Here is a 15,919-nt window from a genome sequence, read left to right as displayed (position 1 = left end):
CGTTATAAACGTCTACTTTATAATGATAATAACTGGTTTGACCATAAAAATAATCCCGAAAAAGTGAACTACTATGACAACTAACACAGCCAATAGCGCCTTTCCTAACTTATTAGCCCCATTAGATTTGGGTTTTACCACCTTAGCAAATCGTACTCTGATGGGCTCAATGCACACTGGGCTTGAAGAAGAAAAAGGTGGCTTTGATAAGTTGGCCGCCTTTTATCAAGCACGAGCTAAAGGTGGTGTTGGCTTAATTGTTACCGGTGGTATTAGCCCAAACGCACGCGGGCGTTTAACGCCTATGGGTTGTGAGCTCAGTAAATTTTGGCACGTTGCTAAGCATAAAAAAATTACTGACGCGGTTCATCAATATCCAACAAAAATTTGTTTGCAGTTGTTGCACGCTGGTCGTTATTCTTATCATCCATTTAGCTTTGCGCCAAGTAAAGTAAAGTCACCGATAAACCCTTTTACACCATCTGCGATGTCAGTTCGTCAAATTAAAGGCACCATTAAAGACTTTGCTTATTCGGCTTTATTAGCAAAAAGAGCGGGTTATGATGGCGTTGAAATTATGGGTTCTGAAGGTTATTTACTTAATCAATTTTCATGTGTCCGTGTTAATAAAAGAACTGATGAGTGGGGGGGATGCGTTGAAAACCGTATGCGTTTAGCCATTGAAATCATAAAAGCGGTAAGAGAAAAAGTGGGTAAAGAGTTTATCCTTATTTTCCGCTTATCGATGCTAGATCTAGTTGACGGCGGTAACAGTTGGGCAGACGTAGTCACCATGGCAAAAGCTGTTGAAGCGGCTGGCGCGACATTAATTAATACCGGTATTGGTTGGCATGAAGCCCGCATACCAACAATTACTACTTCAGTGCCTCGTGCTGCATTTACTTGGATCACCGAGAAAATGAAGCAAGAAGTTTCTATCCCTTTGGTGGCAACTAACCGCATAAATACCCCTGAGATCGCTGAAGAAGTTTTATCATCAGGGCAAGCCGACATGGTATCAATGGCGCGACCATTTTTAGCGGATGCGGAATTTGTTCAAAAAGCGATGGAAAATAAAAGTGATGAAATTAACACCTGTATCGGTTGTAACCAAGCGTGTTTAGACCATGTTTTTCAGCAACAACGGGCTTCTTGTTTAGTTAACCCTACGGCGTGTTATGAAACGGAACTGACCTTTGCTAAAGCGACAAAAAATAAACGGATAGCTGTCGTTGGCGCAGGTCCTGCTGGTTTAGCCTTTAGTGTCTATGCGGCACAACGAGGCCATAAAATTGAAATTTTTGACCGTGCTAGCGAAATTGGTGGTCAGTTTAACTTTGCTAAGCAAGTACCGGGCAAAGAAGAGTTTTATGAAACGATTAGGTATTTTAATAAGCAAATTAGCTTACTTGATATTAAATTGCATTTATCCACCGAAGCAACTGCCGAAACATTAGTACAAGCTGGCTTTGATGAAATAGTCGTTGCAACGGGCATTTTACCAAGAAAACTCGATATAGAAGGTATTGAGCATGAAAAAGTAAAAAACTATTTAGATGTATTACGTGATAAACAACCGATAGGCCAAAATGTTGCCATTATTGGCGCTGGTGGTATCGGCTTTGATGTTGCGGTCTACTTAGCTGAAGAGCATGAAGAAAGTCCGCTAGTGAATAATAAAGAAAAATGGTTAAAGAGCTGGGGCGTAGATCAAAGCTATCAAAGTAATGGCGCTTTGCTGGACAAGTCGGCAGGGGAGCCTAATGAAAAAACATCACGAAATATTCACCTATTACAAAGGAAGTCGACTAAGGTCGGTGCAGGCCTAGGAAAAACAACCGGTTGGATCCACAGAGCGACCTTAAAAAACAATGGCGTAAAAATGTTAGCCGGGGTCAGTTATAAGAAAATAGACGATGCGGGTTTAACCATTGAAATTGACGGTATACAACAAGTGCTAGATGTTGATCATGTTATTATTTGTGCTGGGCAAGAATCACAACGTGGTTTATACCATAAATTAGAAAGCATCAAAGGCGCGGAACAAGGACTACACTTAATTGGTGGCGCTAAAGTGGCTGCTGAATTAGATGCGAAAAGAGCGATCCGCCAAGCAGCGGAGCTGGCAGCTGTTATTTAATATTAAGTGTTTGCCGACGGGTGGAAGATATAAATAATAATTGAAAGAAAGCAACTCCCTTTATGGTCAACTGTTATGCTTAGCTACATTCGCATAACGTTGACCTATAAAAATAAGAGTAATTATGTCTGCATTTCTTAAACCTGCAATCTCACTTTCTAATGCTTTACGTTTTAAAGCGAAATTTATCCTTTTAGCCGGTATGTTTTTTCTGCCTGTTTTCCTGGGATCATGGTGGATAGTTCAAGAGCAAAGTGCTTTGATAACCCAGCATGAAGAGCAATTAATTGGGCTAACACAAATACAGCAAGCTGTAACACTAGAGCAAGCGATAGCCGATAGTCGCCTTCAGCAAGTTCACTCGAGTGCTGTTACCAATAAAATTTCACAATTAACTTTACCTACTGATATTTCAAGCTCTGGATTACTACAGGCTTGGCAAAGCTTACTCGACAATAAAGACACTTTTCAAACAGAAGGTTACCAAACGATTTACGAGCAAAGCTTATCGATTCGAGAACGCCTTGCTGCTTTGAGTGGCTTATCCAGAGAAAATGATGCGATAGCCTTTTATTTAGCTGAGGCAAGTAGCCAACGAATTCCCGCCTTATTAGAATATTTAAAAAGGACTGAATCAATCAGTGCTCAAATTATTAGCAATGGCTTTGATGCAGAAAATTACACCTTAGTTGTCGCGCTTGATAAGCGCCTGGATGAATTACAAGTACAACTCGATAAAACTACCCTTCAGCTTAAGCGTGTTGCTCATGATGAATTATCGCGGTATTTACCTAAACACGTTGATTTTAATCTGCAACTTGATAAATATCAGCAAACGTTACATCAACAAATGATTGACCCAGATAGAATATCGTTAAATCAACAGCAAAACACTCAGTTAGCCGGTACTGTTTATCAATTAACGGAAAGCTTATTAAAAACCAGTGATAGTCTGCTATTAACAAGAATTCATACGCTAACGAATAAGAGTAAGCAAACGCTTTGGATTTTAGCGATAGTATTAATGGTTGTTATTGTGGTGATCGGTTATTTACTGATGGGGATTTATTATTCATTAATTCATAATGTTAACGCGATAAACCAAGCTGCCGAGCATTTAGGTAGCGGCAATTTTTCTCAAAAGTTAAGGATTAACGCTGCTGACGAACTGGGTGATATTGCTAAAAACTTCAGTCAAATGCAAAGAAAAATACATCAGTTACTTGCTATCTTTAGTGATGACATTAGTAAATTACGCGCATCAGCAAACAATATTCATCAACTTACCGATCATATGAAAAAGAGTATTGCCCAACAACAGCTCAATACACACAATGTCGTGCAGTCTATTAATGAAGTCAGTGGTTCTGCACAGGTGATTTTCGACAATACGGCGGCGACACTGCAATTAACTGAACAAACCAGCGAGCACGCTAATCAAGGCCGTAATATTATCAGTGACACGGCACAAGCCATTAATAATATTTCAGAGGAGGTTAATACGTCGGCAGGCATTATTGATGAATTGGCAGGGTATAGTCATGACATTGGTCAGTTTGTTAACGTCATAAAAGAAATAGCCGATCAAACCAATTTGCTGGCACTTAATGCCGCTATTGAAGCGGCTCGTGCTGGAGAGCAAGGGCGTGGTTTTGCTGTTGTTGCTGACGAGGTTAGAACGTTAGCCAGTCGTACTCAAGATTCTACCGCCGAAATTCAACGTATTATTGCCTTGTTGCAATCAGGCACCAGTCGCTCTGTTGAAGCTATGCATCAAGGTGTTGTTATGGCTAAACAAGGTGTTGAGAAAACAACGCTGGTCAAAACCACTTTTACAGAAGTTACCCATAATGTTGACGAAATTGTTGGTGCAACCTTGCAAATATCAACTGCGGTTAATCAACAAGGTGTTATGGTTAAAGAAATGGCAAAAAATACCCAAAGTATTGCCCAAGACGCAGACTTAGTGATGCAATCAGCAAAAGATGCAGCTGGCGCAGGTGAAAACTTATTAACACTGGCCGACCACCTTACTCAGCAACTGTCGCAATTTAAACTCGATGACTTATCGAAATAAAGTGACTGTTTGAACAAATAAGGTATTATTGCCCGTTAAACCAATGTGTTCATAAATTAAGTGGATTTCCTGAATGAATAAAGTATTAGCGGGTATTCCTCTTTTAGCTGAAAATATTACTGTGCTGTCAAGCGCAAAACAATATGCTACGGCCTTAATTCGATTAATCGAAAGTGCGCAATCACGTATTTATATCACTGCATTATATTTACAAAATGATGCGGCTGGTCAGCAAGTGTTACATGCACTACATAAAGCAAAGCAAGGTAACCCTCATTTAGATATTAAAGTGTTTGTTGATTTTCATCGCGCGCAAAGGGGCTTAATTGGTGATAAATCAGGGCAAGGTAATCGTGATTTTTATCTTGAAGTCGCCTCACAATACAGTGAAAGTATTGCCGTTTACGGTGTGCCGGTTAAACGTAAAGAGTTGATGGGCGTTTGGCATTTTAAAGGTATGATTTTCGATAATACTTTACTTTATACAGGGGCAAGTATTAATGATATTTATTTGCACCAAGATGAAAAATATCGTTTAGACCGTTATTATCAAATTCAATCACCAGCGTTGTGCGAAAGTTTTTGTCAATTCCTTCAACAAACCTTTGTTAAAAGTGAATTTGCACCGCAATTAAATGTGGCGACTTTACCCAATAAATTACAAATAAAAAATAAAATATCTAAGCTAAAAGCGCTATTAAAAACAGTACGTTTTAACTTTTATGCTCAACAGCCTGAATCTTCAGCAGAAGAGTTATCTGTTGTGCCGCTGATTGGTTTTGGCCGCAGAAAAAACCAACTTAATCAACAGATACGTGAAACTATTCGCTTATCAAAGAAAAATTTACTCATTTTTACGCCCTATTTTAATTTACCAAAACCGGTTATGCGAGATCTACGCTCAGCGCTAAAGCGTGGCGTTGAAGTCACTATTATTATTGGTGATAAAAAAGCTAACGACTTTTTTATTGCGGATGAAGATAAGTTTTCGACGATAGGTATTATTCCTTATATTTATGAAACGTTATTAAAAGCATTTTTGAAAAGACAACAAAAATACATTGATAGCAAGCTATTGAACGTTCGCTTATGGCAACACGAAAGTAATAGTTTTCATTTGAAAGGCATAGTTGCTGATGAGCGCTGGCATATCTTGACCGGCAATAATCTTAACCCACGGGCTTGGGGCTTAGATCTAGAAAATGGTTTATTAATTGATGATGCCAAGCAAAAATTATTGCCTACGCTCACAGAAGAACTCACCGTTATTAATCAACATACGCAATTAATTACCAGTTACTTGCAACTCGAATCCCAAGATCAATACCCAGAAAAACCTAAAAAATTGTTAAAAAAATTAAGAATGGCTCAAATAGACCGTTTATTGAAACTATTTTTATAAGTAAATTGATGATAGTCGCTCACTTCAGTATGTAATCGGCATGATGAAGTGAAACGGCTATGAACTTGCTAAGGTTGTGGGGTGTAAATTTTATCTGCGGGATTAAATAGCATCCATGAAGTTAACACATACTTGTCGGACGATACCGGTACATTGCCTCTGTGAGTGTGAGTGAAGCCACAAGGAGCAATCACCATAGTGCCAGCTTTTGGCCTAACACTTTTTTCTTGATAGAAAAAATCAGTTTCACCACCTTCTTCGACATCATTTAAATAAATAAGAAAAAGCAAGTTTCTGTGCAAGGCATTATTATCACCAAGCTGTGGAAATATTTCAGAATGCCAATAATTATAATTGCCTTTACCCTGTAAATACTTTTGGGCATTAATTGGTGCGAGCCTAAATAAATATTGTATTAAATTGACCAAATTAGGCCGACCTACCTCTTCAAAATTATCAGCGGTAAGTTGTACGGGTTGCTTTGTTACGGGGTGCTGTACGGTTAAAGAAATACTGCTGATCAAGCTAAAGTAGTATTTGTTAACATACTCAGTGATATGAGTGATGCAGGCCTGTAAAATAGTTTCCAGTGCGGGTTGAAATTCAGCATGCTGATTTAAATAAATATCCTGGCTAATTTTTTTACTGGTATCGACACCACCTCCGGTACGTCCTTGGTTTTTATGTGGACTCCCTTCAAAATCATCAATGAATTTTTTACAAAACTCTTGAGAAAGGGCGTTGGGGTATAGTTCAATAAAATCAGTCATAGTTTTGATAAGCTTCAATAAATATTGGCAATGAAAATACCATAGCAGTAGCTTATATTCTATTAACTTCGCTTGTACACTTCACCACAATGAAAAAGTATGTAAAATAACATCACTTAAAATCTGTGGGAAACGTTTATGTTCAGTGAAAAATTAATGCCAAGATTTAGCGATACCGATGCGCTAGGCCATATAAACAACACCTTGTTACCGGTGTGGTTTGAAGGAGCGAGAGATCCGGTCTTTCGATTTTTTATGCCTGCGTTAGATACAAAAAATTGGCAGTTAATTCTGGCTAAAATTGATGTGGAATTCCATGCTCAGCTTTACTATGGTGAAGAAATTGAAATACGCACCTATATAGGTCGTATAGGTGGATCATCGTTTACTGTCTACCAAGAAGCGTGGCAAAAAAGCACAAAATGTGCGTCAGGTACTGCAGTTATGGTTCACTTTTGTTTTGAAAATCAATCGTCTTTAAAAATACCTGAGCAGATAAAAATAGAAATGAAAGCTCACCTTTTTACAGAAGAATAATGTCTGTTTAAAATAATCAAAAAATAAACTTAAAAATGCACTGAAACTCAAAGAAATTTTTTACTCACAGTGATAGAATAATTGCCACTTTTTAAAATTGCATCGATGAATTAATTTATGTTTGTCGATAACGTAAATCAGTAAATAAAATATTTACGCACAAAGATAGGATTTTTTCATGGCCGGTGTTAATAAAGTAATCATTTTAGGTAATTTAGGTAAAGACCCAGAAGTACGTTTTATGCCTAACGGTGGCGGCGTTGCTAATCTTACTATTGCAACTTCTGAAACCTGGAAAGATAAGCAAACTGGCGAGCAGAAAGAAAAAACAGAATGGCATCGTGTTGTTATGTTTGGAAAATTAGCTGAAATTGCTGGCGAATACCTTAAAAAAGGTTCGAAAGTTTATATCGAAGGTTCATTACAAACACGTAAGTGGGCAAACCAACAAGGCCAAGATCAGTACACCACTGAAATTGTTGTACAAGGCTTTAATGGTTCTATGCAAATGCTTGACTCGCGTGGTCAAGGTTCTGGTGGTCAGTCACCTGGTTTCTCTGGTCAATCCTCACAGCAGCAGGGTGGATTTTCTGGGCAATCATCACAGCAGGCACCACAACAAGCACCACAGCAACAAGGCGGCTACTCTCAGCAAGCGCCACAACAAAGCCAGCAACCCGCTTATAAACCAGCACAGCAGCAGCAAGGTGGCTTCAATGCACCACAGCAGCAAGGTGGTTATTCACAGCAAGCACCACAGCAGCAAGGTGGCTTTGCAAATCAAGGACAACAACAAAAGCAATCTGCTCCTAAAGTTAACCCTCAAGAGCCAACGATTGATTTTGATGATGATATCCCGTTTTAGGAAACGTATAATATTAAAGTGTCAATTTAGATACTAGAACTCAATCAAACCCAACGTAACTGTTGGGTTTTTTGTTTTTAGCCTAAAATTTTTATTATTGTTGTAGAAGCTAAATAAAGATCAAAACAAAAATCCTATTCAAGCCTACTTATGCCGTTGAGTACAAATGTGCTTTTGTGAATAAAGATAGAAACAAATGTTGCAGTAAGCTTTATCTATTAAAAAAACACTCCAAATAAAGTTGGAACCTGTCTTCAACTGCCATAATTGAACCTTAATAATAATTCGAAACACATCATGAAATAACTGTGTTAACGTATTCTGCGAGCGCTTAGTGGACATAACGGGTTGAAAAACTTAATGTCTTCTTAGAGCGATAGGCGGTCAGTCAATACATGTTGAATAGCAATAGCAAAAAGGAATTTATATGATTCGGTTTATCATCACTTTACTGGTAATCCTTTCTCCGTACACACAAGCAAATGACGATTACCTAAAAGTCCTCAATCAATTCAAATCTGCTTGCCTAGAAAAACCCTACTCATCATGCATAAACATGCTAAAAGGAACAACTGAAGCGAGACAGTTATTAGCGAATACTTTGAAATTAATGGTTCTTAACAAAGAGTTTTCAGCTTTATATGTTTCCACATACGGTGAAGAAGCTTTTATTGAGTTCAACGATGCTTTTAAGTTCAACACCTCTTCTATCGATCTAAGTGATTATAATTTAAAATCAACAAGTAACACGCAATTTACTTTAAAGGATGTTGAAGGGAATACACTGACATTTGAAAATACGGAACAAGGGTGGAGACTAAATGTTGATAAGTCCTTATCAGGTGTAGCAGTTAAAGAAGCCAAACAATTCATTGAATATTCTATTGGTGCGCACTTATCATTAATTTCTAAAATAGAAACATCTCTTCCTGTAGATGATGCTTTCAAGTTAGGTGGTAGGTATTTTACTGTTGCTACATACGATTATTTTGACGAAAAGACTAAAATAAAATTAGATGAAGTTTTTGCATCGAAGAATATCGATGCCGCAAAACTAAGACAAGATATGCTTTACTTTTATCACCAGCAAAACCAGTAAGCATTAGACCGCTTTTTACACTGAATTTCCGTATGGGGAGAGTTTGACGTAAGGTGATGATTTATCTTATGCTTTCAGTCTCTAAAGAGCGAACAGCAGTCATGGAAAGGTTTACAAGGGATTGAATGAAATTTTGCATATCTTTAATTTAAAAAATATTGAAAAGACTTTATGGATTTTTATTATTCTAACCGTTGGGGCGATACTTTCCATTCATGCATATTGGGATGAAGCCTCATTGAACAAGTCGTTAAATTTAGCTCAAATTGGCGAAAGTAAGTTTGTATTCAGTACAAGGTTTAATAATCATTATCAGATATCTCTTGGTTTTAACCGTGTGATGAATAATGGAGAACTAGTCTGCACAACTACCCCTACTTTGGCATGTAAGGAGCATCTTAAGAACTTGAACGTGGGCTGGCAGTTATCTTCTAGCGAAGGAATTATTGCCTCTGGTGAAGTGAAAAATATTGTTGAGGCGAGTATATCTAGAGATAGAATTGGGGTGACTCTTGATTTTTTTCACAGTAAGTCAGATTTAGATCTACAGTTAATCATACTTAATAAAACAGCCAGCGATGAGCTAGATAAGTTGGTTCCAATTATTAGTGTAGATATATCCTCAGTTGTAGTTGTGAATCGTGCTATTTATCTTTTTTTAATGAAATTAATAGGAGTGTTTTTTATAGTGATTGCAGTGATAATTTCGTGCTTACTCAGATTTAAAAAAGTAAATTAAAACACATTCAGTCCGTCTTCTTTTGGCACTAAGCCGTCCTTAAAAGGCTGCTTTTTAGTTTAAGTATTTGGTCAGCAAAGTGGCAAAAGCGACGGTGACCAAAATTAATTTACTGGGATTTGGTTAATCAGTTTTAGCTAATGCTAATATTATTAGTCTGTTAAGACATAGCTGATTAGATGGAAAATTTTCATTACTTTGTTATAAAATTGGCCAAAACGTTAGCTTATATCGGCGCGCCGTTCAGTGAGCTGTCTAGAAAAACAGAGGAATCTGTTCCATTTTCAGCAATGTCTAATGGGCATGTTTATGAGCTAAACGCTTTAAGTTATTGATGGCTTTTGATGATGTTGTGTATGCCAATACAATTTCTCGTGTGAGTTGTAAGCCGACTATTGGCCTAAATACCACGTCACTGCGTTTAATAATTTCACTGTGTGCGGGTAAGAATGCGCAGCCTAAACCAGCATGTATCAAGCCAAGCGCATAATCTATGGTAGTGATTTTTGCTCGTACGTCGAGACTAATACCGGCGATCGCTAAAGTGTCTTGTAGATGATCCCAAGCACTGCAAGGCATGCGCTGAATAAAAGGTAAGCCGTCTAACTGCTGAATTGTGACGGTATCTTCGAGGGCAAATATATGATCATAAGGTACGGCAAGTAAATAATCTTCATGCCACATGTCTATATACTGCTCATTTTCCTGTAATTCATCTTTTAGAATAATACGTGCATCAACATTTTCAGTATGTGGCACTAAAGTCAGTTCGACAGAAGGGTTTGCTGAGGTGAATTCTTTTAATAATAAGCTCATACGTTCAACACCTAAGCCGCGGGTAACGCCTAAGTTAAAAGGTTGCTTATGGGTTTTTTCTGAAAAAACGTTTTTTATTGCGCCTGCTTGCCCTAACAGCTGTTTGGCCAATGGAAATAGTTTTTTACCTTGCTCTGAAGGCGTTACACCACGTGCATGACGAATAAAAAGTTTTACTTTCAGTTGTTGCTCAAGTTGTGCTATTGCTGCAGATATTGAAGGCTGGGCAATAAAACACGCTTTTGCAGCAGCACTAAAACTTTTTAACTCATAGACTGAAATAAAATAATTGAGTGATTTTAAATCCATAATAAACTTAGCCAACCTAGGTATAGCTTTAAACTATATCAGTTAAAGGAAAATAATGTTTTAACTTTGGCTAGTATTTGCTTATTATTTTTGCACTTAATTATTTCTCAGCTTAGCAGGTAATTTCATGTCTCATTCAAGCAGTGCAAACCGTCCCTCGTTTAAATGGCAAGATCCACTTTTATTGGAATCTTTATTGTCTGAAGAGGAGCGAATGATCCGTGACAGTGCTCATCAATATTGCCAAGAAAAACTAATGCCAAGAATATTAATGGCTAACCGAAATGAAGTGTTTGATGTTGAAATTATGCGCGAACTAGGTGCACTGGGCTTATTAGGCGCTACATTACCTGAAAAATATGGCTGTGCAGGCGTGAATTATGTTACTTACGGCTTAATTGCAAGAGAAGTTGAACGTGTAGATAGTGGTTACCGTAGTGCGATGAGCGTGCAATCATCTTTAGTTATGCATCCAATCTATGCTTACGGCAGTGAAGAGCAACGGATGAAATATTTACCTAAACTAGCATCTGGTGAATACATTGGTTGTTTCGGTTTAACTGAGCCTAATTCAGGCTCAGATCCAGGTAGCTTAACTACACATGCTACTGCGGTTGATGGCGGTTATCGCATTACGGGTAATAAAATGTGGATCACGAACTCTCCCGTTGCAGATATTTTTGTGGTTTGGGCCAAACTTGATGGCGTGATTCGTGGTTTTGTTTTAGAAAAAGGCATGGAAGGTTTAAGTGCACCAAAAATTGAAGGTAAATTTTCATTACGAGCATCCATTACCGGTGAAATCGTTATGGATAACGTTTTTGTACCTAGCGATAATATGTTACCAAATGTTAAAGGTTTATCTGGCCCATTTGGTTGTTTAAACAAAGCACGCTATGGCATTGCTTGGGGCGCTTTAGGTGCTGCAGAATTTTGTTGGCATGGTGCTCGACAATACACACTAGACCGTGAACAATTTGGTCGTCCTTTGGCGGCAACACAGTTAATTCAGAAAAAATTAGCCGATATGCAAACTGATATCACCACGGGGTTATTAGCTTGCTTACAAGTGGGGCGTTTAATGGATTCGGATCAATTAGCACCCGAAGCTATTTCGCTTATCAAACGTAATTCATGTGGTAAAGCATTAGAAATTGCTCGCACGGCTCGTGATATGCACGGTGGTAACGGTATTGCCGATGAGTATCATATTATTCGCCATATGATGAACCTTGAAGCGGTTAATACTTATGAGGGTACTCATGATGTGCATGCCCTGATACTAGGTAGAGCACAAACTGGTTTACAAGCATTTTACTAAAACACTGATTAAGGCGTATTTAATACGCCTTTTATTTACGCGTTTTTTGATGCTTCATATAGCCCTATCGCATTAGTTTTAAAACACAATAATAATAATTCCTAGTGGAGATATCATGTCTGATCGTAATCAGCTGGTGAAAGAAAATTTTATTAACTTTGTTCGCGCCCAAACCTTACCTGAATCAACTTGTACTTTAACTCCTAGTGATGTTGGATTAAGTTCAGCTGAAGTTATTGATCTATTTGAAACCCAAGTAATGAGTCGCCACCTTGATTTGCAATCACGTGTGATGCAGAAAAAAGGTCAAAGTTTTTATACTATTGGTAGCTCAGGTCATGAGGGTAATGCTGCTTATGCCAAGGCATTTCGTCCGACAGATATGGCATTTTTGCATTATCGCAGTGGCGCGTTTGTTATCCAGCGCAGTAAGCAAGTACCAGGACAAACGATTTTATATGACATGCTATTGTCATTTGCGGCATCAAAAGATGACCCTATCTCTGGCGGTCGTCATAAAGTGCTTGGCAGTAAAGCGCTCTCTATTCCGCCACAAACTAGCACCATAGCGTCGCATTTGCCTAAAGCGATAGGCGCTGCATACAGTATTCCTTTAGCAAAACGTTTAGCGCATAAAGGTGAAATACCAGACGATGGCGTCATTATTTGTAATTTTGGTGATGCTTCATCGAATCACTCAACCACACAAGGGGCAATTAACAGCACAGCTTGGGCGGCTTATCAGTCTATTCCTATGCCAATTGTTTTTGTCTGTGAAGATAATGGTATTGGTATTTCAACGGCTACACCGGAAGGCTGGATCGCCGCTAATTATGAAAATAGAGCCGGTTTAACTTATCTCTATTGTGATGGCTTGAATATTTTAGATACCTATAAAACAGCCAAAGAAGCAGAACGAATTGCTCGAGAATTGCGTAAACCCGTGTTTTTACATATCCGCACTGTGCGTATTCTGGGGCATGCGGGCTCTGATGCTGAGTTTGTTTACCGTGATATTGCTGACATTACGGCAACAGAGTTTCAAGACCCTTTATTACACACCGCTCGCATTATTTTAGAAAACAATATCTTAACGGCTGAAGAGCTGATCGGCATTTATCAAAACGTTGAAAAGCGCATTGAAGTTATTGCTGAAAATGCCGCTAGCAAAGAAAAACTGGCCAGTGCAGATGCCGTAATGGCAAGCATTATACCTAGTCTGACTAAAGCACGTAGTTCAGTGTTAGTTAGCGATAAAGCTCGCGCAGAAATTTTTAAACATGAGAAACATAACCTGCCTAAAAAACAGCATTTAGCAAAATTAATTAACTGGGCATTGATGGACTTAATGGCTGAATATCCCAGTATTGTTATGTGCGGTGAAGATATTGGCAAAAAAGGCGGCGTTTATAACGTTACGGCAAAGTTATGTGAACGTTTTGGCAAAAGCCGAGTGATCAACACCTTGCTAGATGAGCAAACGATTTTAGGTACCGCTATTGGTTTGGCGCACAACGGTTTTTTACCTATCCCTGAAATTCAATTTTTAGCTTATGTGCACAACGCTGAAGATCAAATTCGTGGCGAAGCGGCGACATTACCGTTTTTCTCAAATGGGCAATTTACTAATCCCATGGTGATCCGCATTGCGGGTTTGGCTTACCAAAAAGGTTTTGGTGGTCATTTTCATAATGATAACTCTTTTGCCGTTTTTCGGGATATTCCAGGATTAATCATCGCTTGTCCGTCAAATGGTGCCGATGCAGTTGAAATGATGCGTGCCAGTGTACGTTTAGCACAAGAGCAACAACGTATGGTGATATTTTTAGAGCCAATAGCGCTTTACATGGCGAAAGACTTACACCAAGAAGGTGATGGTTTATGGACCTTTGAGTATCAGCCTCCTGAATTGGCAGGCAGCAGTATCGATTTAGGCATTAAGGTTGCTGGCTCAGGCAAACAACTGTGTATCTTAACGTATGGCAATGGCAATTATTTATCGCGCCAAGCACAAGCAAAATTAGCAGAGCAGGGAATTGATGCACGTGTTGTTGATTTACGTTGGTTAGCACCATTAGATGAAAAAGGTATTTTGGCGCAAGTGAATGATTGTGAGCACGTGCTTATTGTTGATGAATGTCGTCAAACGGGCTCAATTAGTGAAGCGCTAGTGACTTTAATTCATGAGAAAACAAGTGAATGCCCTAAAATAAAACGCGTTACCGCAAGTGATAGCTTTATTCCTCTAGGCGCTGCAGCCTATGAGGTATTACCATCGGTTAAGAATATTGTCGATGCTGCGAAGGAGATTTGCCAATGAGTTCGTCAATAAAAACTACCGATAAAGCACCAGTAAAAGCCATGAATAAGAAAAAGCAAAGAGCGGTAGTTATTTGCCCTGGCCGAGGTACATACAATAAAGAAGAACTAGGGTATTTACAGCGTTTTCATAGTGATAAAACAGAAATAGTTTCATTAATTGATGATTTTCGTGACAGCCAAGGGCAAATGAAAGTTTCTGAACTTGATGGTATGGAAAATTACAGCATGCGTACCCATACTGCCGGTGAAAATGCTTCGGCACTTATTTATGCTTGTGCATTATCAGATTATCAAGCCATTAATAAAGACGAGTTTGATATTGTCGCGGTTACTGGCAACTCTATGGGTTGGTATATAGCATTAGCGGTTGCTGGCGCATTAAAACCCAAACAAGCTATTAAGCTAATTAATACCATGGGTTCGATGATGACAAAAGGTGTGATTGGTGGACAAATGATTTATCCAATCATTAACGATGAGTGGAATATTGAGCGAGAACAAGAACACCAGGTTATGCAATGGTTAGCACAAGCAAATCAACAAAGAGATTGTGAAGTTTATGTCTCGATTAATTTAGGTGGTTATATAATTTTTGGTGGTAACAAGGCAGGTTTGAAAGCGTTAGAAGCGTTACTGCCTGTGGTGCAAGACCGTTATCCAATGAATTTATTTAACCATGCAGCTTTTCATACACCGCTGCTAAGTGATGTTTCAAAACGGGCGGTTGAACTATTGCCCGCACAACTGTTTAATGCCCCTGAAATACCGTTAATTGATGGCTTAGGCAAAGTTTGGCAACCTTATAGTTGCGATGTTGAGCAATTACATAACTACACGCTTAAGACACAAGTGGTAGAGCCTTATAACTTTTCAAAAGCGATCGAGGTAGCCATTAAAGAGTTTGCGCCCGATAAGCTTATTATTTTGGGCCCAGGTGCTACCTTAGGTGGTGCAGTGGCGCAGAGTTTGATCAGCCATCATTGGCTTAATTTACAAAGCAAAGCTAATTTTATAGCGCAGCAAAAGGAGAACCCTTTTATACTCGCCATGGGATTATTAGAGCAACGTAAAAAGGTCGTATTATAAGTTTAAAATAACAACTAAACATTCTTGTATAAAACTAACTCAAGTTTCGTGATTCAAATATAATAAAAAATGATAATAATTTTAAATTAGACGATGTCTCAATGTGGTAAATACTGGTTAACTAGACAACGTAAAAAACCAAAAGAGACATCGAATGGATTCTGCGACAAACATCTTAAACTTATCATCACTAACGGCTGACCTATTTGAACAAGCAAACCTTAAGATCGACAATACTTTCAATTCAACATGGAAGAGCACTGGCTTTAATATAATTTTACGTCAAGCTAAGTTTTCTTAGCGCTCAGGCAAATCTGCTGATAACGTTGTTTATCTGTTGATGCTTTGGCTAAAAGTAGACTCTGTTAGACTGTTTTCAATAAATACTTTATTAAGTTTTCCGCAACAAAAAAGACGCCTTATATGACCTACTCAA

12 protein-coding genes are annotated in these 15,919 nt (G+C 38.4%); 10 read left to right on the top strand and 2 right to left on the bottom strand.

The window, feature by feature from the left end:
* Positions 1-73: 73 nt before the first annotated feature.
* The 3 genes from ESZ26_RS14575 (at position 74) to pssA (ending at position 5,619) form a co-directional block, all read left to right on the top strand.
* Entirely contained in the window at positions 74-2,140 is a 2,067-nt protein-coding gene (locus ESZ26_RS14575) for an NADPH-dependent 2,4-dienoyl-CoA reductase (RefSeq protein ID WP_146800192.1), read from the top strand.
* A 124-nt stretch (positions 2,141-2,264) separates the two neighbouring features.
* Positions 2,265-4,217 carry a methyl-accepting chemotaxis protein gene (locus tag ESZ26_RS14570; protein WP_146800191.1) on the top strand — a complete coding sequence of 651 codons (1,953 nt, stop codon included), beginning with the start codon at positions 2,265-2,267 and terminating at the stop codon, positions 4,215-4,217.
* Positions 4,218-4,290: 73 nt separating this feature from the next.
* Entirely contained in the window at positions 4,291-5,619 is a 1,329-nt protein-coding gene (gene pssA / locus ESZ26_RS14565; RefSeq protein ID WP_146800190.1) for a CDP-diacylglycerol--serine O-phosphatidyltransferase, read from the top strand.
* Positions 5,620-5,687: 68 nt separating this feature from the next.
* Here pssA and ESZ26_RS14560 read toward each other — a convergent pair whose 3' ends face one another.
* Positions 5,688-6,389: a 2OG-Fe(II) oxygenase gene (locus ESZ26_RS14560; RefSeq protein ID WP_146800189.1), complete on the bottom strand. Its 702-nt coding sequence runs from the start codon at positions 6,387-6,389 to the stop codon at positions 5,688-5,690.
* 138 nt (positions 6,390-6,527) lie between these two features.
* Here ESZ26_RS14560 and ESZ26_RS14555 point away from each other — a divergent pair, with 138 nt between their 5' ends.
* From ESZ26_RS14555 to ESZ26_RS14540, 4 genes are all read left to right on the top strand, one after another.
* Positions 6,528-6,926, top strand: a complete 399-nt coding sequence (locus ESZ26_RS14555; RefSeq protein ID WP_146800188.1) for an acyl-CoA thioesterase — start codon at positions 6,528-6,530, stop codon at positions 6,924-6,926.
* A 178-nt stretch (positions 6,927-7,104) separates the two neighbouring features.
* On the top strand, positions 7,105-7,791 hold the full coding sequence (gene ssb, locus ESZ26_RS14550) for a single-stranded DNA-binding protein (RefSeq protein ID WP_146800187.1): 687 nt from the start codon (positions 7,105-7,107) through the stop codon (positions 7,789-7,791).
* A gap of 427 nt (positions 7,792-8,218) precedes the next feature.
* Complete coding sequence (locus ESZ26_RS14545) at positions 8,219-8,890, top strand: type 2 periplasmic-binding domain-containing protein (protein WP_146800186.1); 672 nt, start codon at positions 8,219-8,221, stop codon at positions 8,888-8,890.
* 121 nt (positions 8,891-9,011) lie between these two features.
* The gene (locus ESZ26_RS14540; protein ID WP_146800185.1) at positions 9,012-9,629 is read left to right on the top strand and encodes a hypothetical protein; all 618 of its coding nucleotides are present in this window, start codon (positions 9,012-9,014) and stop codon (positions 9,627-9,629) included.
* A gap of 294 nt (positions 9,630-9,923) precedes the next feature.
* Here the strand turns inward: ESZ26_RS14540 and ESZ26_RS14535 are convergent, their stop codons facing one another.
* On the bottom strand, positions 9,924-10,754 hold the full coding sequence (locus ESZ26_RS14535) for a LysR family transcriptional regulator (protein WP_146800184.1): 831 nt from the start codon (positions 10,752-10,754) through the stop codon (positions 9,924-9,926).
* A 127-nt stretch (positions 10,755-10,881) separates the two neighbouring features.
* Here ESZ26_RS14535 and ESZ26_RS14530 point away from each other — a divergent pair, with 127 nt between their 5' ends.
* From ESZ26_RS14530 to ESZ26_RS14520, 3 genes are all read left to right on the top strand, one after another.
* Positions 10,882-12,075 carry an acyl-CoA dehydrogenase gene (locus ESZ26_RS14530; RefSeq protein ID WP_146800183.1) on the top strand — a complete coding sequence of 398 codons (1,194 nt, stop codon included), beginning with the start codon at positions 10,882-10,884 and terminating at the stop codon, positions 12,073-12,075.
* Positions 12,076-12,190: 115 nt separating this feature from the next.
* Entirely contained in the window at positions 12,191-14,395 is a 2,205-nt protein-coding gene (locus tag ESZ26_RS14525; protein ID WP_146800182.1) for a dehydrogenase E1 component subunit alpha/beta, read from the top strand.
* Positions 14,392-15,483 (top strand): ACP S-malonyltransferase, encoded by a 1,092-nt coding sequence (locus ESZ26_RS14520; RefSeq protein ID WP_146800181.1) that lies wholly within the window; start codon positions 14,392-14,394, stop codon positions 15,481-15,483. Before ESZ26_RS14525 ends, ESZ26_RS14520 begins: the two co-directional genes overlap by 4 nt.
* Positions 15,484-15,919 lie beyond the last annotated feature (436 nt).

The organism is Colwellia hornerae, assembly GCF_007954355.1.
Lineage (GTDB): Bacteria > Pseudomonadota > Gammaproteobacteria > Enterobacterales > Alteromonadaceae > Colwellia_A > Colwellia_A hornerae.
Note: the sequence above shows the minus strand (reverse complement) of the source record. Positions and strands in the feature narration are given on the sequence as shown.